The following is a 23,275-nucleotide window of genomic DNA, read 5'->3' on the forward strand; positions in this document are numbered from 1 at the left end:
CGGCGCTGAAGTTGTTGACCAGCATCTCGAAGCCGGACTTGATCCGCGGCTGCACCACGCCGTCGAACAGCTTCATCAGGTACGCCGCCAGCGGACCGATGATCATGGCGCCCAGGAACATCGGGATGTCGGCGCCCACCACGATGCCCATGGTGGCGATGGCGCCGACCACGGCGCCGCGCTGGTCGTGGACCATGCGTCCACCGGTGTAACCGATGAGGACCGGGAGCAGGATGTTGATCATCGGTCCAACGAGGGCCTCAAGGGTCTCGTTGGGGAACCAGCCGGTGGGGATGAACAGCGCGGTGATCAGGCCCCAGGCGATGAACGCCCCGATGTTGGGCATCACCATGCCGGCGAGGTGGCCGCCGAAACGCTGAATCACCGCCCGACTGTTGGTGAACTTCGAGGGGGCTTCTGAGGTGGACACTTACGACCTCCTGGGAGGCTTTCAGGCAGCGCTGAGGAGAACCATCGGCGTGCCGTTGCTTGCGGTGGGGAGGCGGCGCTCGGGGTGTCGGCGCCGCGGGGTGGGGCGGGGCTGTGTGCCTCGCCCCTGTTCGGTTGTGTGCGGGTGGGGCCCGGGGTCAGGGAGCTCCGTCAAGCGGGTGGTTCGAGGGCTTAGACCATGACAACCCTCGGACCCAGCGCACCGATCTCATCGGCGAGTCCGTCCGCCAGACCGTTGTCGGTGATCAGGCAGTCGAAGTCGTCCACGGTGGCGAACCTGGTGAAGTGGTCGTTGCCGACCTTGGTGTGGTCCGCGAGCAGAACCGCACGCCTGGACGAGCGGATCATGGCCCGTTTGACCATGGCCTCGGCGGTGTCGGGCGTGGTCAGCCCGCGCTCCACCGAGACGCCGTTGGTACCGATGAAGGCGACGTCTACGTAGGTCTCCTCCAGCGCCTGGAGAGCCCAGCTGTCCACCGTCGCCTGCGTACGGGTCCGCAGCCGGCCGCCCAACAGCATCAGGTTGATGTTGGTGCGCGGGGTGAGGGTGAACGCTATTGACAGGGAGTTGGTAACCACCGTGAGTTCCCGGTCGGTGGGGAGCTGCTCGGCGAGACGGCCCGTGGTGGAGCCGGCGTCGAGCAGGATCGCACCGTCGTCGGGCAGCTCCATGAGAGCCGCTTTGGCGATGCGCTCCTTCTCCTGGGTCATCACGGAGTCCCGAACGGTCAGGGTCGGCTCGAACCCCAGCCGTTCCACCGGTATCGCCCCTCCGTGCACCCGGCGCAGCACGCCGTGGCGCTCCAGAGCGGTGAGGTCGCGGCGGATCGTCTCGTAGGTCACCTCGAACTCCGAGGCGAGCAATGCGACGTCGACACGGCCGTCCCGGCGGGCACGCTCGAGAATCAGCCGTTGGCGTTCTTCTGCGTACATGTGGGATCACCTGTGTTTCACTGTGGTTTTGGTTGATATTAGAAGGGTGACGCATGGCACACAAGGGCTGATGCAACTTATTTTTGTGTTTACGTGGTTTTTTTGTGGTTCAGCTAGCCAATGTCCGCCATCCGCAACCACGAAGTCACCTTGAGTGGACGATAAGCCACACGACCCAACCCGGGAGCAAGCGGGGCCTCTCCCTGGCCATCGCCCGACACGCCGTGCCACGAAACGGAAAGCGGCAGGTTCTGTCCGCACCGAAGGCCGCCCGCGATCCCACAAAGCCCACAACGGGGACGGCCGTCAAGCACACATCGAGCATGCCCACTTTTTAGACACTCTGGGTATTCACCCGCACACCTTGGGTAGCGTTGCGCGCGGAGCCTGTCGCCGAACCGAGGAGAACCCCGTGCGCATCACCCGAACCGCCGTGTCCGCGGCCGCATCGGTCCTGATCCTGGCGGGATGCCAGCCGGTCGACGAGGAATCGCTGATGCAGGACGCGGAGGAGACAACAGCGGCGGCACCGGTCGACGCGAGCGCCTCCCCGACCGTCTCGGTGTCGGAGGTCTTCCAGACCTATGACTCCACCGCCAAGGCGTCCACCTACGACCCGGCGGTGCCCGAGGGCTCCTCCGTGCAGATCGAGGTGGAGCCTGAGGGGGAGGGAACCCGGTTCATACTGATCGCCAAGGGGCTGGAGCCCGACCGCGCCTACGGGGTCCACCTGCACACCGCCCCTTGCGGCGCCGACCCCAACGACTCCGGTCCGCACTACCAGGACAAGGCCGACCCCAACCAGCCCTCCACCGACCCCGCCTACGCCAACCCGGAGAACGAGGTGTGGCTGGACCTGCACACCGACGCGGACGGTGGCGGCTCGGCGCAGAGCGACGTCGACTGGAAGGTGCGCCCCGGCGAGGCCCAGTCCGTCGTCATCCACGCCGAGCACACCCACACCGAACCCGGCAAGGCCGGCACCGCCGGCGACCGACTGGCCTGCGTGCAGGTTCCGCTCTGACGGCCGCACACCGCTCCGCCCCGGGTGCGCCGACCGGCTCCGGCGCACCCGCACCCGGCTAGTGGCGCAACCCGATGGTGGCGCTGGCACGGCGCTGCGCCGTGGGACGCCAGGGCAGCGGCACCAGGTCACCGAGGAACCCGTAGTCGGCTGCCAGTCGACGCTGCGCCGCGTCGTGGCGCGCGGCGTGGAGCTGCCCCCACCAGGCAGCGATGTCGGCCCACCCCGGCGCGGACAGGGAGCCCCCGGTGTGCTGCACCGACAACGACGCCGACAGGTTGGCGAACCGCAACCGCTGCTCCAGCGGCCACCCCGCCAGAGTGCCCACGATGAACGCGGCCCCGAACACGTCCCCTGCTCCGGTGGTGTCCACCGCGTCCAGCACGATCCCCTCGACCGCGGCGTGCTCCCCGGTGGTCTGGTCGACGGCCAGCGCACCGCGCGGGCCGTCGGTGACCACCGCCACCGGGACGTGCTCGGCCAGCGCGGACAACGCCGAGGCCGGGCTCCCGGTGCGGGTGTAGGACATCGCCTCGATCGCGTTGGGCATGAACGCGTGGCAGTGGCTCAACTGCTCCAGCACCGAACGCGACCACTGGCGGCTGTCGTCCCAGCCGACGTCGGCGAACAACAGCGTGCCCAGGGCGGCCTGCTCCAGCGCCCACTCCGGTACCCCTCCCGTGGCGCTGAGGCTGACGAAACCCGCCCTGGCCCGCGGCAGGTGGCGGGCCATGTCGGCGACGGGGACCGGGGACGGGTGCTCGTGGGTGACCATGCTGCGGTCGCCGCGGTAGGCCAAGGACACCGTGAACGGGGAGTGCCAGTCGGCGATCCGCCTGGACGCGGAAAGATCCACCATCTCCTGCGCCGACAGCGTCTCCCAGCAGAAGTCGCCGTACACGTCCTCGCCGAAGGCCGCCGCCACCGCCGTGCGCAACCCCAGCCGGGAGGCCGCCACGGCCAGGTTGGCCACGCCACCGGGGCAGGAACCCATGCCGTCCGCGCCGACCTCGGTACCGCTGGCGGGGGAGGCGGCCAGCCCCGTGAGGACGATGTCGAAGAAGACCGTGCCGCTGAGTGCGAGATCGATGGCCGGGCCGTCGGGCTCGCGGGCCCCGGCGAGAATGTCCCGGTGCTCGCCGACGATCGGGGTCGATTCGAGTTTGTCGTACTCGGTCGCCTGATCCCGAACCGGTACTTCCTCTTCCACGGCCATGCTGGCTCCTGCGCGTTCCCGGGGTCGGATAGGACTTGAAGCGTAGTCTCCCGCCGTGGCACGGTGGCGCCGATAACGCTGCCGTGAAGCGCGTGACTTGCGACGACGCGCTGCGGGGCGACCCCGGCAGGCGCGGCGCACTACCGTGGGAGGCGCGAGTCGGGCGAGGGAAGGGAACGAGTGTGCGGCTGACCATCCTCGGCGGAGGCGGATTCCGGGTCCCATTGGTGCACCGGGCGCTCCTGGCCGACTCGGTGCGCGCCGACGCACCTGTCACCGAGATCGTGCTGTTCGACGACGACGCCCAGCGACTGGCCGCCATCGGCGCGGTCCTGGACCGCCAACGCGACGCCCACCGGGCGGTGCACGGCGAACCGCCGTTGACGGTGCGCGCCGAGTCGGACCTGGACGCCGCACTGCGCGGATGCGACATCGTGTTCTGCGCGATCCGGGTCGGCGGGATGGCCGGACGGGTTCTGGACGAACGCGTCGCCCTGGACGCGGGCGTCCTGGGCCAGGAGACGGTGGGCGCGGGTGGGATCAGCTACGGACTGCGCACCCTGCCGGTGGCCATCGGCGTGGCCCACGCGGTCCGGCGTCTGGCCCCCGACGCGTGGGTCGTCAACTTCACCAACCCCGCGGGCCTGGTCACCGAGGCGATGGCGCGGGTGCTGGGCGATCGTGTGGTGGGGATCTGCGACTCACCGGTCGGCCTGGGAAGGCGCGCGGCCCGTGCGCTGGGACTGGACCCGGCGCGGGTCCACGTCGACTACGCCGGGTTGAACCACCTGGGGTGGCTGCGCGGCCTGCACGCCGGCGGGCGGGACCGGCTGCCCGACCTGCTGGCCGACGAACGGGCCCTCACCTCGTTCGAGGAGGGGCGCCTGTTCGGCGCCGAGTGGCTGCGCGCGCTGGGGTCGCTGCCCAACGAGTACCTGCACTACTACTACATGGCCCACGAGTCGCACGAGGCGGTCGCGCGCTCGGCCCGGGACGGCGGGTCCACGCGCGGTGAGCAGTTGGTGGACCAACAGCGCGACTTCTACCCCGCGGCGGCAGCGCACCCGGAGACGGCCTACGCCCTGTGGGACCGCACCCGCCTGGAGCGGGAGGAGACCTACATGGCCGCCAACCGCAGCGCGGCCGGCGGGGTGGAACGCGAGGAGGCCGACCTGGACGGCGGCGGCTACGAGCAGGTGGCCCTCGCCGTGATGCGCGCCATCGCCCTGGACGAACCGACCCGGCTGATCGTGAACGTGCGCAATCGCGGGGCGCTCGGGGGCCTGGACTCCGAGGCGGTGGTGGAGGTTCCCTGCCTGGTCGACTCCTCAGGGGCCCGCCCCCTCGCCGTCGACGCGCTCACCCCGCACCAGGACGCCCTGGTGCGGACGGTGAAATCGGTGGACAGGGAGGTTCTCGACGCCGTCGCGACCGGTTCGCGCACCGCGGCGCTGCGCGCCTTCGCCACCCACCCCCTGGTGGGCTCGGTGGGCACGGCCCGCACCCTGCTGGAGGGCTACCTGCGCGCCTTCCCCCGCCTCGGTGACGTGCTGCACCGTTCCTGACGGCACGGTGGCCGGGTCAGGGCTCGGTCAGCACCAGCGGACCGTCCTCGGTGACTGCGACGGTGTGCTCGACGTGCGCGGCCCGGCCGCCGCCGGCGCTGCGCACCGTCCACCCGTCGGGATCGTGGCGGTAGGCGCCCTTTCCGCCGGCGATGAGCATCGGCTCCAGCGCCAGGACGAGGCCGGTGCGCAGTCGCATGCCCTTGCCCTTCTTCCCGTCGTTGGCCACGAACGGCTCCTCGTGCATGGTGCGCCCGATCCCGTGGCCGCCGTGGTCGGCGAGCAGGGCATAGCCGGCCTTTCGCGCGGCCCTGCCGATGGCGTGCGAGATGTCGCCGAGGCGCCCTCCCGGCCTGGCCTCGGCGATCCCGGCCCACAGCGCGCCGTCGGCGGCCTCGACGAGCGCGGTGTCGGCCGGGTCGGCCGTGCCGACGGTGAAGCTGATGGCGGCGTCGCCGCTCCACCCGTCCAGCAGCGCGCCGCAGTCGATACTGACGAGGTCGCCGTCGGCCAGCCGGTCATCGGTGGGGATGCCGTGCACGACGGCGTCGTTGACGCTGGCGCAGATGACACCGGGGAAGGGGGTCGGCGCCCACGCGGGATGGTAGTCGAGGAAGAGGGGCTTGGCGCCCTCCTCCGTGATGACCTGGGCCGCCGCCTCGTCGAGTTCGCGCAGGGTGACGCCCACCGCGGCCCGGTCCCGGGCGGCGCGCAGCGCACGTGCCACGACGCGCCCCGCTGCGCGCATCGCCTCGATCTCCCCCGGTGTTCTCAGCTCGACCATGTCGCCCCTTCACTGATCCAATAGAAATACCGGCATTACTATAACGTCATGGTGCGGATTCCCCTGAGCGAGGCCGAACGCGAGCGCGGCGAACGCCTCGGACGACTGCTGCGCGCGGCGCGCGGTCCCCGGAGCATGGCGGCGGTCGCGCTGGACGCGGGCGTCTCCGTGGAGACGCTGCGCAAGATCGAGACCGGACGGATCGCGACCCCGGCCTTCTTCACCGTGGCAGCGCTCGCCGGGGTGCTCGACCTGTCCCTGGACCGCATCGCCGCGACGCTGGCCGGCCGGTCGCCCGAACGCCCCGCGCAGGCGTCCTAGCCGTCGGCCTCAACAGGTGGCGACCGCCGAACCCCCCGCTGCGCGGGCGAGGACGACCTGCCCCACCGGCATGCTGAACGTCGCCTGACGCGCGCAGTCGTAGAGCGTGAACGAACCGCTCGCCGCGCCGAGCAGCACCAGCGTGCGCCCGTCCGCGACGGGCGCTCCCCGCCCCGCGCGCACGTCGACCGCGGTGACCTGGCGCGGCGGCACGCCGAGCAGGGCCGAGACCGGGCCGGGCCGACCGCTGGCGCGCAGTTCGCGCGCCTCCCGGTCGGCCGCCCCCACCACCACTCCGCCCACGCCGAGGACGGCGAGGGCCACGACGGCCGGAACGAGGAGGTTCCCGGCCGAACCCGGTTTGAGGAGCAGGTAGGCGGGACGGTAGCAGAGAAGCGTCAGGAGCACCCCGATCACGACGACGGTCACCGCCCCGAGGGTGGGCGCCAGCCCCGCCACGATGCCGGCGAGAGCCGCACCGGTCACCAGCGCCGCGACCACCGCCCGCACCCGGCGGTCGCCGGTGGCCGCGCGCAGGAACCGTCCCGTCCGACCGCCCTTACCCGTCAATGCCGCGACGGTGGCGGCCAGCGCGGCCACGACCACCAGCACCGGGACCACCAGGGCCAACGCCAGCACGACCCGGGCCAGCAGTGACTGCGTCCCCGCGCCGACGGCCTCGGGGACGGTCGCGAACACCCCGTAGTAGCGACGGTCCAGGGCGTAGAACATCGCGTAGAGGGCCGCCGCGGCCAGCGCCGCGCCGAGCAGGAGGCGGGGCAGCACCCGGCCCACCACCCGCACGGGGCTCGGCATGGAGGTCGAGCCCGGGGCGATCGCGAACGGGGAGAGCGTCGCGGGACGCGACCCCCTCCGGGTCCGCGTGTGCCTGCCGCTGTCGGCGGCGACCCGCGCCCGGGCCTGCTCCGCCTCGGAACGAGGATGGTTGTCGTCGTTGAGTGAATGCCGTCCCGGCGGCCTGTTCGACGCGGTTCGACCGGCCATGCGCACCTTCGTTCCCGGCCCCGACGGGCCGCTTCCCGGACGCGTCCGGGCCGTGGCGGCACACGTGTGCCCGCCCCGCTGCCCCGACCCCCATAGCGACCGACGCTAGGAAACAACAGCGGCCCCGTCCATAGCCGAGGTGTCCGCTTTGCGGAAGGTTTGGGGGTTTCATACTCCCCGATCAGCCAATGCGGCCCTGGCGGACGAGTTCGACCAGCGTGCGGGCCTGGTCGTGGCCCAGCCCGGTGTCCTCCCGGACCGCCAGCAGGGCGTCGCCGTCGCGGCCCGACTCCAGCATCGCCCGGACCCGGGCGAGCGTGCGCGGATGCAGTCCCGGCTCCGCGGCGGGGGCCTCGACCGGCCAGTAGCCGCCGATCCCCTCAGGGGCCGGTGGCGGCGCGGTCGGCAGCGGGGGCAGTGGCGGGGGCCCGTCGACGCGCCCCCGGGGCCACCACCGCACGGCGGCCGCCCCGGCGCCCAGCACCAGGACCGCCGCGGCCAGAGCGACCAGCATCAGGAGCATGCCCATCCCCCGACCCTAAGCACCCGGGGGGCCGGCGCCCGGGATTGACGCGGCGGGGCGTGGAACGCCGGGTCCCTCGTGCCGGACCGGACGGGGCCGGGGCCCTGTGATGCGGCCGGGGGCGCTCGGAAGGACTTCACCACTGCCCCGCGACCGCGCGCCGGCGTCGGCCGGGGAATGGGAGCCTCGGGCGTCGCGGCTGCGGGGGCGGCCACAGCGCACCGTCCTCCCCTGCGGGAAGCACACAGGCGACCCAATCGCCGAGATTCACAAAAATCTAGAGAATTTATTGCCTTCTCGAAATTTGGTCCTTAGAGTTGGGCGCAGTCGGAGACCTCAGGGGTGAGAGGTCCTGGGCTCCGGCAGTCGAACTGACCGCCGGACCCGGGCCGCTGTCGTTTTCACCACGCGCAGCCCGCATGATCCGGACCGCAAGACCGACACCGCAACCGTGGCGCAGCCGCCGGCGACGCCCCCAACGGACCGCGCACGATCGGCGTCCAGAACGGCGCGGGTTTCCCCTGCTCTCGCACCGCGCCCCGGCAGGACGAGCCACAGCAGTCCCTTTCCATCTGACCGACGGAGGCCATCCCATGAGCACGCAACTACCGCTGCGCCTGCACCACTACGGTTGGATAGTCGACGACCAGGAAGTCAACCGGCAGTTCTACGAGGACGTGATCGGCCTGCCCTTGACCGCCACTTGGACCGAGATCGAGACGATCAACGGGCGCGAGTACGCGCTGTCCCACACCTTCTACGGTCTGGCCGACGGCAGCGCCCTGGCCTTCTTCCAGATGGGCGACTCTCGGGCCCAGCAGGAATTCAATACCGAGATCGCCCCCACTCCGATGCGCCACGTCGCCCTGAAGGTCGAGCAGGAGACCCAGGACGCCATCCGCGAGCGCCTCACCGAGGCCGGCTACGCGGAACCCGGCACGTTCGTGGTCGATCACGGCTACTGCGTCTCGCTCTACACAGTGGACCCGAACGGGCTGCAACTGGAGTTCACCGTCGACCACCCCGACATGGAGCGCATCAACGCCGAACGGCTCCGCACGGCACACGCCGACCTTGCCCGCTGGCTCGGCGGTGACCACACCAGCAACAACGCGTGGCGCGCCACGACGCGCTGAGGGCCGGACGCACAGTGCGACTCGTTGTCGGCCGACAGCCGCACAAGCCCCCACGCCTCGGCTGTTCGTGCCGTCGGAGTGCTGTCCTCACGGGCAAGCCGCCGGGACGGGCTCTGCCTCCGTGGGCACCTCCGCCACCAGGCGACCGCCCGCGCCGAACACCGGGGGCGGACACCTCCTCACGCGAGGGTGCACAGCCCGTCGACCCTCATCCGTCCGTTCCCGGGAGCGCGGCCATCGGCCTCCCCTGCCCGCCCGGCGAGGAGGACGCACCGATCGTGGGTCCGTGAAACCCGGTGCTGGCGAGCCCGGTGCCGCGGAACTCGTGGCATTTCTGCACCGGGTTCCGCGGCACCGTTCATGGTGGCCGGATATGCCCGCTGCGTGAACCAGCCGCCGAAGGCGGCCACCGAACGCGCAGAAGCGCGTCCTGCGCGAGACCGGTACCCAGAGGTGTGGGCCCCGGTGGGCCGTGGTCGCTGACTCCGTCCGGCAGAACCTTTCCGCGCCTGGAGCAGACCGGCCTGCGTCGCGTGGATGTGTTCGAAGATCAGTTGTGCACTTCGAGAGGAGCGGCTGCTGCGCTCAGTGCGTCGGTGGTGCGCTGGATGTGTTGGGCGATCAGGCACATCGCGGTCATCTCGTCCCGGGCGACCACGGCGTCCAGGATCTGTCGGTGCTCCAGGGCGACGTCGCGGTCGGGGTCCGGGGTGATCGACCCGGACCACCAGCGGTAGAGCGAAGCGGATTCGCGTAGAGACGTAGCGATGGACAGGAGGGTTCCGTTCCCGCAGCCTTGCAGGATCGCTGCGTGGAACGCCTCATGCGCATCGGCCCAGGCTTCGTTGGTCTTCCCGGTCTCCGTCATCATGGAGGTCTGGGCGAGGATGTGGTGCGCGGCGATGACCGAGGATTCCCATTGAAGGTCGCCGCGCGCGATCGCAAGGCGTATGACCAGGCCCTCGATCTCGATCCTGGCTTCGGTGATCTCGTGGAGGTCGGCCAGGTCCAGTGTGCGGACTCGAAAGCCCTGCTGCGGCAGGGCCACGGCCAGGCCTTGCTCGGCCAGACGCATGAGAGCCTCGCGGACCACCGACTGACTGACGGTGAAGCGGTTGGCCAAATCGACGAAACGCAGGCGGGAACCGGGTGGGAGCGTGCCGTACAGGATCTCCCTGCGGACCTTTTCGTAGACGAGCTCGGACCGGGTCGTCGAGTTTCGACTGGTCATGACCTGATCCTACCTGGCGTCGAGAATTGGGGAGAATCTCGTGATATCGACATTATTCCTCAGCTCTAGGGGCTGCTTTTTGGAAGTGGGAGCGAAGAAGGGGACACGGCACGGGAGAAACCGGACGGTAGCCAAGCATTGGGGCGCTCCCGGGGAAGGGTGACCATCACGATCCACCTGCTCGCCGGTCAGCGCAGGCGTCCCCTGCTGCTGACCACCAGCCCAGGCCAGCGCGGGGACAGCTTGATGTCTGAGTCCTTGATGAGGGCTCTGCGCCTGACACGTCACATCCCGAGCAACAGAAAACCCCAGGCCACGAACTACGTGACCTGGGGTTCCTCTGAGCCGCCTAAGGGAATCGAACCCTTGACCTACGCATTACGAGTGCGTCGCTCTGGCCGACTGAGCTAAGGCGGCTTGGCCTCATGCGAGGCGGTCATCATTCTAGCGTGCCTGTTGGCATGGGTGAAACGCACGCCCCGCCACGGCAGCCGCCCCGTCCGGCCACGCGCCCTCCACCCGCTCCCTCCCGAAACCGGCCGGGGCGAGGGCCACTCCCCCGCCCCGGCCGGTTCACAGGTCGCAGACAGCGCCCTCGGACGGCGGTACGGCCTCCAGGAAGTAGGTGTCCACCGCCTCGTCGACGCAGCGGTCGCCGACCCGGTAGGCGGTGTGGCCGTCGCCGTCCCAGGTCAGCAGCACGCCCGACTCCAGGTCACCGGCCAGGTTCTGCGCCCAGCGGTAGGGCGTGGCCGAGTCGCGCAGGGTCCCCACGACCAGGATGGGCGGCGCCCCGTCCCCGTCGAGCACGAGCGGCGGGGCGATCGCGTCCTCGGGCCAGTAGGCGCACGGCAGCGCGCTCCACGCCAGGGCCGGCCCGAACACCGGGGAGTCCTCCCCGGCCTTGACCGCGGCGCGCTGGTAGACCCCGATGTCGCGCGGGCTGACGCGGTCGGCGCAGTTCACCGCGACCAGGACCGCGGTGGAGTTCTCGAAGGCCTTCTCGTCCCCCCGGCTGTAGAGCATGTCGCCGAGTTTGAGCAGCGCGGTCCCGTCGCCGGCGAAGGCGTCGGTCAGGCCCGAGCGGACCTTCGGCCAGTACGACTCGCTGTAGAGCGCCGCCAGGACACCGGACTCCAGGCGGGGCCGGTTCACCTCGCGTCCGTCGCCCAGGCTGCTGCTCAACGGCTCGCGGGCGGCCTCCTCGAAGAGCCCGAGGAGGCGGTCGACCGCCTCCTCGGGGGTGGTGTCCGGGCCGTCGGCCAGGGGGCAGTCCGACTGGGTCAGGCAGTCCTCGACGAAGGCGGTGAGCGCGGTGTTGAAGCCGTCGGCCTGCTGGACGCTGCCCTCCAGCTGGTCCATGTCGGGGTCCACCGCTCCGTCCAGGACGAGGGTGCGCACACGGTTCGGGAACAGTTCGGCGTAGTAGGCGCCGATCGTGGTGCCGTAGGACTTGCCGAGGTAGCTGAGGCCGTCGTCGCCCAGCAGGGCGCGCAGCACGTCCATGTCGCGGGCGACGTTGGCGGTCCCCACGTGCGGCAGGAGGTCGCCCGAGCGCTCCTGGCAGGACTCGACGAACCCGCGCGAGGATTCCGCGAGTTCGTCCAGGCCCGCGTCGGTCACCTCGGCGAGGTCGCCGTCGCCGTCGCGGCTCGCCACCTGCAGGCCGAGGTAGTCGTCGAGTTCGCCCGCGTCCAGGCAGTACAGGGGACTGCTCTGGCCGACTCCGCGCGGATCGAAGCCGACGACGTCGAAGCGGTCGCGCAGCTGCTGGCTGAGCACGCTGGTGGCCGCGCTGACGTAGCCGATGCCCGAGCCTCCGGGGCCGCCCGGGTTGATCACCAGCGACCCGATCCGGTCCGCGCCGTCGGAGGGCAGCCGCTTGACGGCGATCTCCAGGCGCGCGCCATCGGGGTCGGTGTAGTCACGCGGCACCTCGAACGTCCCGCACTCGAAACCCGATCCGCAGTCCGACCAGGAGATCTCCTGGTCGTAGAAGGCCGCGAGCGGCTCCTGTGCCGGGCCGCCCCCCTCCGAACCGCCCGACGCGCACGCTGCCGCGAACAGCACGGCCGCCAGCGCACCGGCGATCCCAACCGTCGTCTTCACGGGACTCCCACTCTCAAAGGTCGGTCCGGATCGGCCCGGTCACCGGCGCGCCGCGGCGGTTTCCCGTTCCATGTCATGCGCGGCGCCCGAGGGCACCGGGGCGGATGCCCCGGTCATCCCAGGTACAGCGCGGCGGTCATCGCCTCCATGGCGATCTGGGGGTGCACGTTGGCGCCGATGCGGCGGCGGCACTCCATGATCGCGTCGATGCGGCGCAGGGTGGATTCCGGCGTGGAGCCGTTCGCGATGCGGCGCAGGTCGGACTCGCGGTCGCCCGTGGGCAACTGCACGCGCGCACCCATCTGGACGGCGAGGGTGTCGCGGTAGAAGGCGACGAGGTCCATGAGGGCGAGGTCGTAGGTGTCGCGCTTGATCCGGGTGGCCCGGCGCTTCTGCTGCTCGTCGAGGTCCTTGAGCGCCCCGGCGGCGCCGCGCACGGCCTTGGCGACGCCCTTGCCGGTGGAGCCCTCCCCGAAGGCGGCCTTCATGTCGGCCGTCTCCTTCTCGTTGAGGGCACCCGTGGTCTCCTTGGCCTGGGCCTCCGCGAGTTCGTAGAGGCGGGCGGCGGCGGTGACGCACGCGCCCATCCCGTCCAGGCGGGCCGGGATGGCCAGCACCTCCTCGCGCCTCTTGCGGGCGGCGGGGTCCGTGGCCAGCCCGCGAGCGCGTTCGTAGTGCCCGGCGGCGGCACGGGCCACTTCGGCCGCGAGGTCGGGGGCGACCGATTCGCGGCTGATCAGCGCGTCCACCACGGCCTGTGTGGTGGGGGTCCGCAGGGTCACCAGGCGGCAGCGGGAGCGGATGGTGACGAGCAGGTCCTCGGCGGTGGGCGTGCACAGCAGCCACACGGTCCGCGGGGAGGGCTCCTCCACCGCCTTGAGCAGCGCGTTGGAGGCGGCCTCCGTGGCACGGTCGGCGTCCTCGAACAGCACGATCCGGAACCGGCCGCCGGTGGGCCTGGACGCCGAACGCAGGACGAGGTCGCGGGTCTTGTCCACGCCGAAGCTGAGGCCGCTGGGCCGTACGTACAGGATGTCGGCGTGGGTACCGGTGAGCACCTGGTGGCAGGATTCGCAGTGCCCGCACCCTCCGTCGGGGCATTGCAGCGCGGCGGCGAAGGCCCGGGCGGCCTCCGAACGCCCCGAACCGGGCGGGCCGGTGAACAGCCAGGCGTGCGTCATCCCCGCGCCGTCGCCACCGGCGAGCAGCGTGTCGGCCGCTCGCGTGGCCGAGGCCAACTGCTCGATTACCGTGTCCTGGCCCACCAGGTCGTCGAAGACGCTCATCGTCGCCAAGCATAGGAGTCCCGGAGGACATCGGGTGCGCGCTCCACGCGATCGTCACGACGTGATCGTGCCCTTTACCCGAAGACGCCCGCCCCGTGGCCTGGCCACGGGGCGGGCGGGAGCGGGCGCGCCGGATCAGTCGCGGATGATGGGGATCATTCCGGTGATCTCCTCCGCGTCCCCGGGCACCGGGTCGGGCAGGAGGGGGCGGACCCGGCGCCGGATGGCCCGGGTGATGGTCGCCTGGGCGTCCTGGGCGTCCAGCACCAGGTAACGCTCGGGCTCGCGCTCGGCCAGCGCCGAGAACCCCTTGCGGACGCGCTCGTGGAACTCGTCGGGCTCGGCCTCCAACCGGTCGGCCGGGCGGCCGTGGCGCTGCATCCCCTGCCCCACCGGCAGGTCGAGCAGGATGGTGAGGTCGGGGACCAGTTCACCGGTGGCCCAGCCGTTGAGCGCCTTGATCTCGTCGCCGACCAGTTCCCGGCCCGCTCCCTGGTAGGCCAGGGTGGAGTCCACGTACCGGTCGCTGATCACGATGGCACCGCGCTCCAGTGCGGGACGGATCACGGAGTCGACGTGCTCGGCGCGGTCCGCGGCGTAGAGCAGCGCCTCGGCCCGCGGCGACATTCCGGTGTTCTCCTTGTCCAGCAGCAGCGCGCGCAGTCGCATGCCGACCTTGGTGGCGCCCGGCTCGCGGGTGGTCAACACGTCGAACCCCTCCTCGCGCAGCCAGATGGCGAGCTGGCGGGTCTGGGTGGACTTGCCGGCGCCCTCCCCGCCCTCCAGGACCAGGAAGAGTCCGCGGTGCGTGGTCAGGGCGGGGTCGGGGCGCGCGGGGGCGCCGCGCAACGCCGCGGTGACCTCGGCCAGCAGGGACACGTCGCGTTCGTCGTCGACCTGGCGCTGGGCGACGAAGGCCACGACCAGCAGCACCACGGCGGCGATGAGCAGGACGCCGTCGGCTCCGCGGAAGTCGTAGGCGAGTGTGCCCACGGCGAGGGTGTGCGAACCGATGAGCGCGGCGAGCAGCGGGGCGACGACCGCCGCGGCCAGGAGCTTGACCCCGGCGGCGGCATACAGGAAGGCGAACGTGCGGCTGCGGATGTCCTCTTCGAGCTCGTCGCCCAGCAGGGTCAGCCCGATCCGCCAGGCCGCACCCGCGCCGAGGCCCGCGACGGCGACGAGGACCGCGGTCAGGACCAGGTCGGGGACCAAACCGGCCACCAGCAGGGCGATGCCGGACGTTCCCAGGGCGAGTCCGAACAGCCGGCGGCGGCTGATCCGCCGCACCAGCCTGTGCCCGGTGGCCAGGCCGACGAGCGCGCCGGCGAACAGTGCGCCGAAGACCACCGCGAAGCCGGCGTTGCCCGCACCGAGGCCCGCGACGAGGACACGCGCCACGCCGACGACCATTCCGGCGGCGGCGAACGCGCCGAGCATCCCCAGCAGCAGGCCGCGCGCGAGCGGCGTGGTTCCCGAGAAGCGCACGCCGTCCCAGAGGACGCGCGGCAGGGAACGCTGGCCGTCCTCCTCGTCGTGGTCGGTGCGTTCGGGAACGGGGACGCCCCAGACGACGGAGGCCGCGACGAGGAAGGTGACGCCGCCCGCGTAGAGCGCGAGGTCGGCTGCCGTCGCGCCCAGGACGGGGAGAAGTCCGCCCAGGGTCAGGCTGAGCGCGGACAGTACCGCGAACAGCAGTGCCGCGACCGGCGCGGAGCCGTAGGCCGCGAGCAGACCGGCCCGGTCGGCCTGACGACGCTTGTCCTGGGGGACCAGGTCGGCGGCGGCGGAGTCCTTGGCCGGTCCCCAGAAGAGCGCGACGCACTCGGCGAGGAAGTTGGCGATGAGCAGCCAGTCGAGGCGGCCGACGAGCGGGATCGAGAGGTAGAGCAGACCCCGGACGACGGTGGCGACGGCCATGGTGAGGCGCCGGTCGAGGCGATCGGTGAGGGCGTCCGCGACCGGGCTGAGCAGGACGGCGGGCAGCAGTTTGAGGGCGATCACGCCGCTGATCGCGAAGTATTGGGCGGTCGGGCCGCTGTCCTGGGTGAGGATGGCGGCGAGCGACACGAGGGCGAGCAGGCTGAGCCAGTCGCCGAGGCTGGACAGCGCCAGCGAGGTCCACAGTCGCCGGAAGGGCCTGCTCGACAGCACGCTCTGCGACTCGGTGGGTGTCTGGAGTGGTCCGGGTCTGCTCATGGCGATCAGCGTAGCGACGGTTGGGGAGTCCGCACTATTTCCGGACGGCCGGTTATCCCATACCTGGCAAGAACATTGGCGCTTTCCTGCAGGTTCGTCCCCCACATTTCAAACGCGATCCGTGTCATATCCCGTGTGCGCGGACCGGGCCGGTCGCCACCGCGCTCCGGGGAGGTGATGACCGGTGCCTGCCGGTTCGTTGGAGCGAGCATGGCACGGGCCCGACCGCCGGCGCCGGACCGGGGCCGTTGTCGGGGTACGGGTCGTCGACGCGCGGGGGACCGCGTCCGCGCATCGATCGAAAAACGGTCGGGTCCGGTCCGCGACCACCGCGGACCGGACCCGACCGGGACGAGCCCTGTTACGTCTTCTTCGTCGTCTTCTTGGCCGGAGCCTTCTTGGCGGCGGGCTTCTTCGCGGCGGGTTTCTTGGCCGGGGCCTTCTTCACCGGCGCTTTCGCGCGGCGCTCGGCCAGCAGTTCCGCGGCGCGCTCGACGGTGATCGACTCGACCTCGTCGCCCTTGCGCAGCGAGGCGTTGCTCTGGCCGTCGGTGACGTAGGGGCCGAAGCGGCCCTCCTTGATCACCATCGGGCTGCCGGTCTCGGGGTCCTCGCCGAGTTCGCGCAGGGGCGGCGCGGCGGCGCGGCGGCCGCGCTGCTTGGGCTTGGCGAAGATCTCCTTGGCCTCGTCGAGGGTGACCGTGAACATCTGCTCCTCGGTCTCCAGCGAGCGGCTGTCGGTGCCCTTCTTCAGGTACGGGCCGAACCTGCCGTTCTGGGCGGTGACCTCGTCGCCGTCGATCTCACCGACGACCCGCGGCAGCGACAGCAGCTTGAGCGCGTCCTCCAGGGTGACGGTGTCCAGCGACATCGACTTCAGCAGCGACCCGGTGCGCGGCTTGACCGCGGCGGCCTTCTTGGTACGGGTCTTGGGCTTGGCGTCGGTCGCGGCCGGCGCCTCGGGCTCCTCCAGGATCTCGGTCACGTAGGGACCGAAGCGCCCGTTCTTGGCGACGACCGCCCGCCCGGTGGCGGGGTCGGTCCCCAGTTCGCGGTCGCCGCTGGGCTGCGCGAAGAGTTCCTCGGCCTTGTCCTTGGTGAGCTCGTCGGGCGCGAGGTCCTCGGGCACGTTGACCCGCTGGCCCTCGCGGTCGAGGTAGGGGCCGTAACGCCCGACCCGCACCATGATGTCGGTGCCGGGCAGCGGGAAGGAACTGATCTCCTTGGGGTCGATCTCGCCGAGCTGGTCGCCGACCAGTTCCTTGAGCCCGGCCTCGCCGTCGCCCCCGTAGTAGAAGCGGCGCAACCACGGGACCCGCTCGGCGTCGCCGCGGGCGATGTCGTCGAGCCGGTCCTCCATGTGCGCGGTGAAGTCGTAGTCGACGAGGTTGCCGAAGTGGCGCTCCAGCAGCTGCACCACGGCGAAGGCGAGGAAGGAGGGCACCAGGGCGGAGCCCTTCTTGAACACGTAGCCGCGGTCCAGGATGGTGCCGATGATGGAGGCGTAGGTGGAAGGGCGACCGATCTCGCGCTCTTCGAGCTCCTTGACCAGTGACGCCTCGGTGTAGCGGGCCGGCGGCCGGGTGCTGTGCCCTTCGGCCTCCAGGCTCTCGGCCTTGAGCGCGTCGCCCTCGTCGACGGGGGGCAGCCGGCGCTCGCGGTCGTCGAGCTCGGCCTGGGGGTCGTCGGAGCCCTCCACGTAGGCCTTGAGGAAGCCGTGGAAGGTGATGATCTTGCCGGTGGCGTTGAACTCCGCACGCTCGCCGGTGCTGGAGACGCCGGCGACCCGGACGGTCACCGACTCGCCGACCGCGTCCTTCATCTGGGAGGCGACGGTGCGCTTCCAGATGAGCTCGTAGAGACGGAACTCCGCGCCGCGCAACCCGGTCTCGGCGGGCGTGCGGAAGGAGTCACCGGCCGGGCGGATGGCCTCGTGCGCCTCCTGGGCGTTCTTGACCTTGCTGGCGTACACCCGCGGCTTGTCGGGCACGTAGGAGCTGCCGTAGAGACGGGCGGCCTGGTCGCGTGCGGCGGCCACGGCGCTGGCGGACAGCGTGGTGCTGTCCGTTCGCATGTAGGTGATGTAGCCGTTCTCGTACAGCTTCTGGGCGACCTGCATGGTCTGCTTGGCCGACAGCCCGAGCTTGCGCGAGGCCTCCTGCTGGAGGGTGGTCGTGCGGAACGGGGCGTATGGGGAGCGACGGTAGGGCTTGCGCTCGACCGATTGCACCGCGAAGTCCGCGCCGTCCAGGCGGGCTGCCAGGGCGCGCGCGGCCTCTTCGTCCAGGTGCAGTAGGCCCTCGGGGGCGCGCAGCACCCCGTCGGAGGTGAAGTCGCGCCCCTGCGCGACGCGGGCGCCGTCCACGGCGACCAGAGCGGCGGGGAAGGAGGAGGGCGTGTCCGGGGACGAGCCGATCAGGGCGTCGAAGACCGCCTTGAGTCCCCAGTACTCCGCGGCGGTGAACGCCATGCGCTCGCGCTCGCGCTCGACCACCAGCCGCGTGGCCACCGACTGCACCCGGCCCGCCGACAGCTTCGGCATGACCTTCTTCCACAGCACCGGCGAGACCTCGTAGCCGTAGAGCCGGTCGAGGATGCGGCGGGTCTCCTGGGCGTCCACCAGGCGCAGGTTGAGTTCGCGGGTGTTGCTCGCGGCGTGCTGGATGGCGTCCTTGGTGATCTCGTTGAACACCATGCGCTTGACCGGGATCTTGGGCTTGAGCTCCTCGCGCAGGTGCCAGGCGATCGCCTCGCCCTCGCGGTCCTCGTCTGTTGCGAGGTAGAGCTCGTCGGCCTGGGCCATGAGGTCCTTGAGCTTTTTGACGTGCGACTTCTTGTCGGTGTTGACGACGTAGAGCGGCTCGAAGTCGTGGTCGACGTTCACGCCCAGGCGTGCCCAGGACTCCTCTTTGTAGCGCGCCGGGATCTCGGCGGCCTTGGTGGGCAGGTCGCGGATGTGACCGATACTGGACTCCACGACGTAGCCCCGGCCGAGGTAGCCGGCGATCGTCTTGGCTTTGGCCGGCGACTCGACAATGACGAGTCGGTTGCCCCCGGCGCCTGCGGTGTCGTTCGAGCCGTTGCTACCGGCGCTGCCCTTCTTGGCTGGCACGCTCTTCCCCTACGTCTAAGCCTTGCGTCGTCTGCGCGCTCGTCCTGCGATGCGCGAGCTGTCGGTGCATCCGCAACTGACGGTAACCGACGGCGCGGGTCTCGCGTCGCGCGAGTCTCGTCGGTGTGCCGGATCGGGGACCTGAGCGGCGACCCCGACAAAAGTCATGTGTTGATCATCCCCGTTGCTGAACGCTATGGCACAACACCCATCAGCAGTCGCAGAATAAGCGCAATGCTTGAGTACGAGTACCAGGAGCTTCGTTTCCCGCGCGGCACTTCCCGTAGCACCGCGCGCCAAGCGCTCACCGACCACGCCGAGTACGGCAGGTGGGAACTGGCGCGGGTTCGGGTGTATCTGGACGGCAGCCGACGCGTGACCCTACGACGCAAGATCATCCGCCAGATGAGGACACTGTGATTTCGCTCACATAACCCTGTGGTGAGGTTGTTCTCGCCCGACCGACACGAACGAGTCCTCCCGGAGGATCCCGGGAGGACTCGTCATTATTCGATGTGATGCCGGTGGCCGATTACGCCGCCGGTGCCGGTCCACCGCGAAAGGAAGACACCAGCGGGCGTTCGGCCCCGCTCGCCGACCGTCTCGTTCCAGAACGCCGGTCCACCGCGAAAGGAAGACGCCTGGGCAGAGTCGGGGGGCGAGCCCGCGCATCGGGCCCCGAGGACGTGGGCCGGGAACGGGTCCGGCCCGACGCCGTCGGGATCGCTTGATGGGACCGGCTAGACGCCGGCGACCTTGATGCCGTCGATCAGGCCCAGCTTGGGCAGACCGGACAGCTGCTCGGCCTGACGGGTGATCATGTCGCCGGCGGCCATGCCCTTCTTGTACAGGGAGGTCTCCTCGGGCGCCAGGACCGGGGCGGCCTGGTGGCTGCGGCCGGTCTCGATCACCGCGGAGCCGGTGTCCTCGGAGGCCGCGCCGGCCACGCCCAGGATGGCGGAGATGGCGTTGCCCGAGACGTTCACGGGAACGTCGCCGTCCACCACGAGCTGGTTGCCGCCCGCGATGGAACCGTTGCCCGAGGTCTCGATCTCGTCGCGGCTACGGTCGAACACGACCGCGCCGGTGTCCTCCGCGGAGGCACCCGCCACGCCGCCCACGGCGCTGATGGCGTTGCCCGCCACGTTCACGGGAACGTCCAGGTCGACCACGGCCTGGTTGCCGCCCAGGATCGAGCCGTTACCCGAGGTCTCGATCTCGTCACCACCACCACGCTGGTGCTGCACGGGGCCGGCGGCGAGGTTGCTGGCGCCCAGCTCTGCGGGACGGACGTCCTTGACGGTGTTGATCAGACCGGTGACGGTGGCGGTGTCGACCGGGGCCAGCTGCGAGGTGCGGTAGCCGTGGTCGTGGTCGTGGCTCTTGCCCCAGCCGCTGGTGTGCACGACCGCGGAGCCGGTGTCCTCGGAGGCCGCGCCGGCCACGCCCAGGATGGCGGAGATGGCGTTGCCCGAGACGTTCACGGGAACGTCGCCGTCCACCACGAGCTGGTTGCCGCCCGCGATGGAACCGTTGCCCGAGGTCTCGATCTCGTCGCGGCTACGGTCGAACACGACCGCGCCGGTGTCCTCCGCGGAGGCACCCGCCACGCCGCCCACGGCGCTGATGGCGTTGCCCGCCACGTTCACGGGAACGTCCAGGTCGACCACGGCCTGGTTGCCGCCCAGGATCGAGCCGTTACCCGAGGTCTCGATCTCGTCACCACCACCACGCTGGTGCACGACGGCCGAGCCGGTGTCCTCGGAGGAGGCGCCCGCGGTGCTGAGCACAGCCGCGATGGCGTTGCCCGAGGCGTTCACGGGAACGTCCAGGTCGGCGACGATCTGGTTGCCGCTGAGCACGGAACCGTTGCCGGAGGTCTCGACCTCGCCGCGTCCGCGGTCCAGGACGACCGCGCCGGTGTCCTCCGCGGAGGCACCCGCCACGCCGCCCACGGCGCTGATGGCGTTGCCCGCCACGTTCACGGGAACGTCGGCGTTGGCGACGATCTGGTTGCCGCTGAGCACGGAACCGTTGCCGGAGGTCTCGATCTCGCCGGTGTCGGCCATGGCGACACCGGTGCCCAGTGCGACGAAACCGGCGGTCAGCAGTGCTGCCTTCGCGGAGGTGCGAACCCACTTACGCATGTGGGGTGTTCCTTTCGTATGAAACGACAAGATGAGATGGAATCGTGTGGGCCGTGGCGGTTCGCTCCTGGCGGGAGCGGCCGTTTCGGGCCGGGGACCACCCTCGGTGCGCACCTGGTTGGTACGGACCTCTCGGGTGAGAGGGGGGCGCGCAGCGCCTCCACGCGGGATGCGCACGGTCGTGCACGCCCGGTCAGCTCCGCCCTGGAGGGGCAGTGACTGACGTGAACCCCGCGACGTCGAACGGTCGCGGCGCGGGACTCACGTCAGCCTCCGGCTGGATGCCGGAAGCCGAGGCCGGCCTGGACTACTTGGAGGTTCCGCGGCGGCGGCGACCCAGGAAGAGGGCGCCGGCACCGGCGACGATGGCGCTGCCCGCCATCCCCAGCAGGGCCACCAGCTGGACTCCGGTCACAGGGAGCCGGGTCGCTGTGCCGGGATTCTCGGGGGTTCCGGGTTCCGAGGACTGGGGAACGGTCGGCTCATCAGGGTTCTCCGGGTTCTCGGAAGGGGGCTCTCCTCCGCCGCCGGGGGGCTCTTCGCCGCCACCGCCGGGAGGCTCGTATCCGGGGGGCTCCTCGCCACCGCCGCCGGGCGGCTCCTCCGTGGGGGGCTCCTCGCCACCGGGAGGCTCTTCGGTGGGGGGCTCCTCGTATCCGGGAGGCTCCTCGGTGGGGGGCTCCTCGGTGGGGGGCTCTCCGGGCTCGCACTCGCCGTAGCCGGAGTCCTCGCATTCAGCGGGCGGCTCGGGCTTCTCGGGAGGGTCGACGACCGCGGCTCCGCTTCCCGAGCAGGAGGCCCCCGAGATCCCCAGGATCGCGATCGCGTTCCCGCAGATGTTGATCGGTGCGTCCAGGTCGGCGACGATCTGGTTGCCGCCCCCGATCGATCCGTTTCCGCTGGTGGTGACGTCTGCGTGAGCGAGGGGGGCTACTGCGAAGAAGCCGGTGGCGACAAGAGCCGCAAAAGCCGTTTTTCGCTTCTTTCCGTGCATGATCATTTCCTTCGGTGTGGTGGAAAGCGTGGTTGAGCGGACCGACGGGCCCGGGCAGCGATCAGCAGCGCTACCGGGCAGGCCGGACGGAGATGGGTTCGAGCGAGAGCCTGCCGGTGTCCAGGCGTCCGGAGCGGACGCACTCACCAAGGCTCAGGCGCGGGCATCCCGGCGGCCTGAGGGAGTGGACTAGTCAGGCGAGAAAGAAGGGTCGTCCGTGGCGTCACGAACGACCAGGGTGGGGTCCCCGGGCAGAACGGCGAATCCAACGATGAGTCGCTGGGAGTCGGCGCGGTGCACCAGGAAACCCGCCGCCGCAGGGCTGGGAGCCCCGGACGAGGAGACGGCTCCGGTGGAGGAGTCGGCTCCAGGCCGCCACGGATTGTCACCGGGCTTGGCGGAGTCGGCGGAGGAGTCGGACTTCTCCGCGGAGAGAGTGCTGCCGACCAGCGCACGGCTGGCGGCAACGGCGTGATTGTCGATGGCGGTGATACCGCCGTGGGCGGACGCGACGCGAGACGCCGCGGGTGCCCGGGACTCGCGCGCGGCCAGGTCGTCCTGGTCGGCGCGGTCGGACTTCTCGCTTTCGGGAGCAACCGGAGCGGACTGCTCGGGTTTGGCCTGAAGCGCGGGAAGGCCGGTCAGGTCGAGATCGGGGAGCGAACGGTGCACGGGAACGTCGTTGACGACCTTCTGCAGTCCGTCCTTGATCTCCTCCGCGGGGCGGGCAAGGCCGGCGGAGATGCTTTCGGCGAGTGCGCCTTCACCCGAGATCAGCGAGGAATCGGCGTAGGAGCCGACCTTCTCGCCGGCCTTCAGGGTTCCGGACACGATGCCGCCCGCGCCGTCGGCCGTGTTCTCGACCGTGTGGCGCGCGGTCTCTCCGGCGCTCGATGCCGTTTCCGACAGCGAGGAACCGGAGAGGGGACGCGTGGACTCGTCCAACCGGCGGGCGACCCCATCGGTGGAAAGGGACTTCTCCGCGACCCGTTGGACGTTTCCGGTGACGGCCGACAACTCGACCGGCGACTGCGCCGGGATGTCGTCGGCCAGGGCCGCACCCGCCCCGCCCAGCAGCCACCCCGCGGCGGCGATGCCACCGACGGCCAGGACACGGGCGAGCAGGGGGTTCACGGAGTGACGAACCGTGCGAGCGGGGAGATCCCGCCGCTTCCGGTCCGTGAACACCATGGGTGACCCCTCGTGTGCGACAACATGGTCTCGGTGCGGCTAACCGCAC

The 23,275-nt window shown here is 70.8% G+C and carries 20 protein-coding genes and 1 tRNA gene; 6 read left to right on the plus strand and 15 right to left on the minus strand.

The genetic code is table 11. The features are described from left to right. Nucleotides 1-430, minus strand: a 430-nt coding sequence (locus QSJ59_RS23870; protein ID WP_285762022.1) for a PTS transporter subunit EIIC, incomplete at its 3' end; no start/stop codon positions are given. A 191-nt stretch (nucleotides 431-621) separates the two neighbouring features. Further along, entirely contained in the window at nucleotides 622-1,383 is a 762-nt protein-coding gene (locus tag QSJ59_RS23875; protein ID WP_285762023.1) for a DeoR/GlpR family DNA-binding transcription regulator, read from the minus strand. Nucleotides 1,384-1,795: 412 nt separating this feature from the next. Here QSJ59_RS23875 and QSJ59_RS23880 point away from each other — a divergent pair, with 412 nt between their 5' ends. Next, nucleotides 1,796-2,407: a superoxide dismutase family protein gene (locus QSJ59_RS23880; RefSeq protein ID WP_285762024.1), complete on the plus strand. Its 612-nt coding sequence runs from the start codon at nucleotides 1,796-1,798 to the stop codon at nucleotides 2,405-2,407. A 58-nt stretch (nucleotides 2,408-2,465) separates the two neighbouring features. Here QSJ59_RS23880 and QSJ59_RS23885 read toward each other — a convergent pair whose 3' ends face one another. Then, nucleotides 2,466-3,623, minus strand: coding sequence for a carbohydrate kinase family protein (locus QSJ59_RS23885; protein ID WP_285762025.1), 1,158 nt, complete (start codon nucleotides 3,621-3,623; stop codon nucleotides 2,466-2,468). Nucleotides 3,624-3,805: 182 nt separating this feature from the next. On the opposite strand from QSJ59_RS23885, the gene QSJ59_RS23890 reads away from it, so the two are divergent. Continuing rightward, complete coding sequence (locus QSJ59_RS23890) at nucleotides 3,806-5,188, plus strand: 6-phospho-beta-glucosidase (protein ID WP_285762026.1); 1,383 nt, start codon at nucleotides 3,806-3,808, stop codon at nucleotides 5,186-5,188. Nucleotides 5,189-5,204: 16 nt separating this feature from the next. Here QSJ59_RS23890 and map read toward each other — a convergent pair whose 3' ends face one another. Beyond that, entirely contained in the window at nucleotides 5,205-5,972 is a 768-nt protein-coding gene (gene map / locus QSJ59_RS23895) for a type I methionyl aminopeptidase (protein ID WP_285762027.1), read from the minus strand. A gap of 48 nt (nucleotides 5,973-6,020) precedes the next feature. Here map and QSJ59_RS23900 point away from each other — a divergent pair, with 48 nt between their 5' ends. Then, nucleotides 6,021-6,293 (plus strand): helix-turn-helix domain-containing protein, encoded by a 273-nt coding sequence (locus QSJ59_RS23900; RefSeq protein WP_285762028.1) that lies wholly within the window; start codon nucleotides 6,021-6,023, stop codon nucleotides 6,291-6,293. A 9-nt stretch (nucleotides 6,294-6,302) separates the two neighbouring features. Here the strand turns inward: QSJ59_RS23900 and QSJ59_RS23905 are convergent, their stop codons facing one another. Next, nucleotides 6,303-7,109 carry a hypothetical protein gene (locus tag QSJ59_RS23905; RefSeq protein WP_285762029.1) on the minus strand — a complete coding sequence of 269 codons (807 nt, stop codon included), beginning with the start codon at nucleotides 7,107-7,109 and terminating at the stop codon, nucleotides 6,303-6,305. Here QSJ59_RS23905 and QSJ59_RS23910 point away from each other — a divergent pair. Beyond that, nucleotides 7,108-7,407, plus strand: a complete 300-nt coding sequence (locus QSJ59_RS23910) for a hypothetical protein (protein ID WP_285762030.1) — start codon at nucleotides 7,108-7,110, stop codon at nucleotides 7,405-7,407. The two genes, QSJ59_RS23905 and QSJ59_RS23910, sit on opposite strands and share 2 nt — an antisense overlap. 72 nt (nucleotides 7,408-7,479) lie before the next feature. Here the strand turns inward: QSJ59_RS23910 and QSJ59_RS23915 are convergent, their stop codons facing one another. Next, nucleotides 7,480-7,827 (minus strand): hypothetical protein, encoded by a 348-nt coding sequence (locus QSJ59_RS23915; RefSeq protein ID WP_285762031.1) that lies wholly within the window; start codon nucleotides 7,825-7,827, stop codon nucleotides 7,480-7,482. Nucleotides 7,828-8,414: 587 nt separating this feature from the next. Between QSJ59_RS23915 and QSJ59_RS23920 the strand changes: the two genes are divergently transcribed. Continuing rightward, on the plus strand, nucleotides 8,415-8,957 hold the full coding sequence (locus QSJ59_RS23920) for a VOC family protein (RefSeq protein ID WP_285762032.1): 543 nt from the start codon (nucleotides 8,415-8,417) through the stop codon (nucleotides 8,955-8,957). Nucleotides 8,958-9,507: 550 nt separating this feature from the next. Here QSJ59_RS23920 and QSJ59_RS23925 read toward each other — a convergent pair. From QSJ59_RS23925 to topA, 6 genes are all read right to left on the minus strand, one after another. Continuing rightward, entirely contained in the window at nucleotides 9,508-10,188 is a 681-nt protein-coding gene (locus tag QSJ59_RS23925; protein ID WP_285762033.1) for a GntR family transcriptional regulator, read from the minus strand. Nucleotides 10,189-10,531: 343 nt separating this feature from the next. Further along, a tRNA-Thr gene (locus QSJ59_RS23930) sits at nucleotides 10,532-10,605 on the minus strand. A gap of 156 nt (nucleotides 10,606-10,761) precedes the next feature. Continuing rightward, complete coding sequence (locus tag QSJ59_RS23935; protein ID WP_285762034.1) at nucleotides 10,762-12,297, minus strand: alpha/beta hydrolase; 1,536 nt, start codon at nucleotides 12,295-12,297, stop codon at nucleotides 10,762-10,764. A gap of 113 nt (nucleotides 12,298-12,410) precedes the next feature. Beyond that, the gene (locus QSJ59_RS23940) at nucleotides 12,411-13,583 is read right to left on the minus strand and encodes a DNA polymerase III subunit delta' (RefSeq protein WP_285762035.1); all 1,173 of its coding nucleotides are present in this window, start codon (nucleotides 13,581-13,583) and stop codon (nucleotides 12,411-12,413) included. Nucleotides 13,584-13,718: 135 nt separating this feature from the next. After that, nucleotides 13,719-15,782 (minus strand): dTMP kinase, encoded by a 2,064-nt coding sequence (gene tmk / locus QSJ59_RS23945; RefSeq protein WP_285762036.1) that lies wholly within the window; start codon nucleotides 15,780-15,782, stop codon nucleotides 13,719-13,721. Nucleotides 15,783-16,143: 361 nt separating this feature from the next. Continuing rightward, nucleotides 16,144-18,894, minus strand: coding sequence for a type I DNA topoisomerase (gene topA / locus QSJ59_RS23950; RefSeq protein WP_285762037.1), 2,751 nt, complete (start codon nucleotides 18,892-18,894; stop codon nucleotides 16,144-16,146). A gap of 234 nt (nucleotides 18,895-19,128) precedes the next feature. On the opposite strand from topA, the gene QSJ59_RS23955 reads away from it, so the two are divergent. Next, nucleotides 19,129-19,314 (plus strand): DUF5703 family protein, encoded by a 186-nt coding sequence (locus tag QSJ59_RS23955; protein WP_285762038.1) that lies wholly within the window; start codon nucleotides 19,129-19,131, stop codon nucleotides 19,312-19,314. 320 nt (nucleotides 19,315-19,634) lie between these two features. On the opposite strand, the gene QSJ59_RS23960 is transcribed toward QSJ59_RS23955, so the two are convergent. The 3 genes from QSJ59_RS23960 to QSJ59_RS23970 all read right to left on the minus strand — a co-directional run bounded on the left by QSJ59_RS23960 (nucleotide 19,635) and on the right by QSJ59_RS23970 (nucleotide 23,169). Then, nucleotides 19,635-21,041, minus strand: a complete 1,407-nt coding sequence (locus QSJ59_RS23960; protein WP_285762039.1) for a chaplin family protein — start codon at nucleotides 21,039-21,041, stop codon at nucleotides 19,635-19,637. A gap of 307 nt (nucleotides 21,042-21,348) precedes the next feature. Then, the gene (locus QSJ59_RS23965) at nucleotides 21,349-22,035 is read right to left on the minus strand and encodes a chaplin family protein (RefSeq protein WP_285762040.1); all 687 of its coding nucleotides are present in this window, start codon (nucleotides 22,033-22,035) and stop codon (nucleotides 21,349-21,351) included. A gap of 189 nt (nucleotides 22,036-22,224) precedes the next feature. Further along, complete coding sequence (locus QSJ59_RS23970; protein WP_285762041.1) at nucleotides 22,225-23,169, minus strand: hypothetical protein; 945 nt, start codon at nucleotides 23,167-23,169, stop codon at nucleotides 22,225-22,227. Nucleotides 23,170-23,275 lie beyond the last annotated feature (106 nt).

The sequence above is a fragment of the Nocardiopsis ansamitocini genome, assembly GCF_030268225.1.
GTDB lineage: Bacteria > Actinomycetota > Actinomycetes > Streptosporangiales > Streptosporangiaceae > Nocardiopsis_D > Nocardiopsis_D ansamitocini.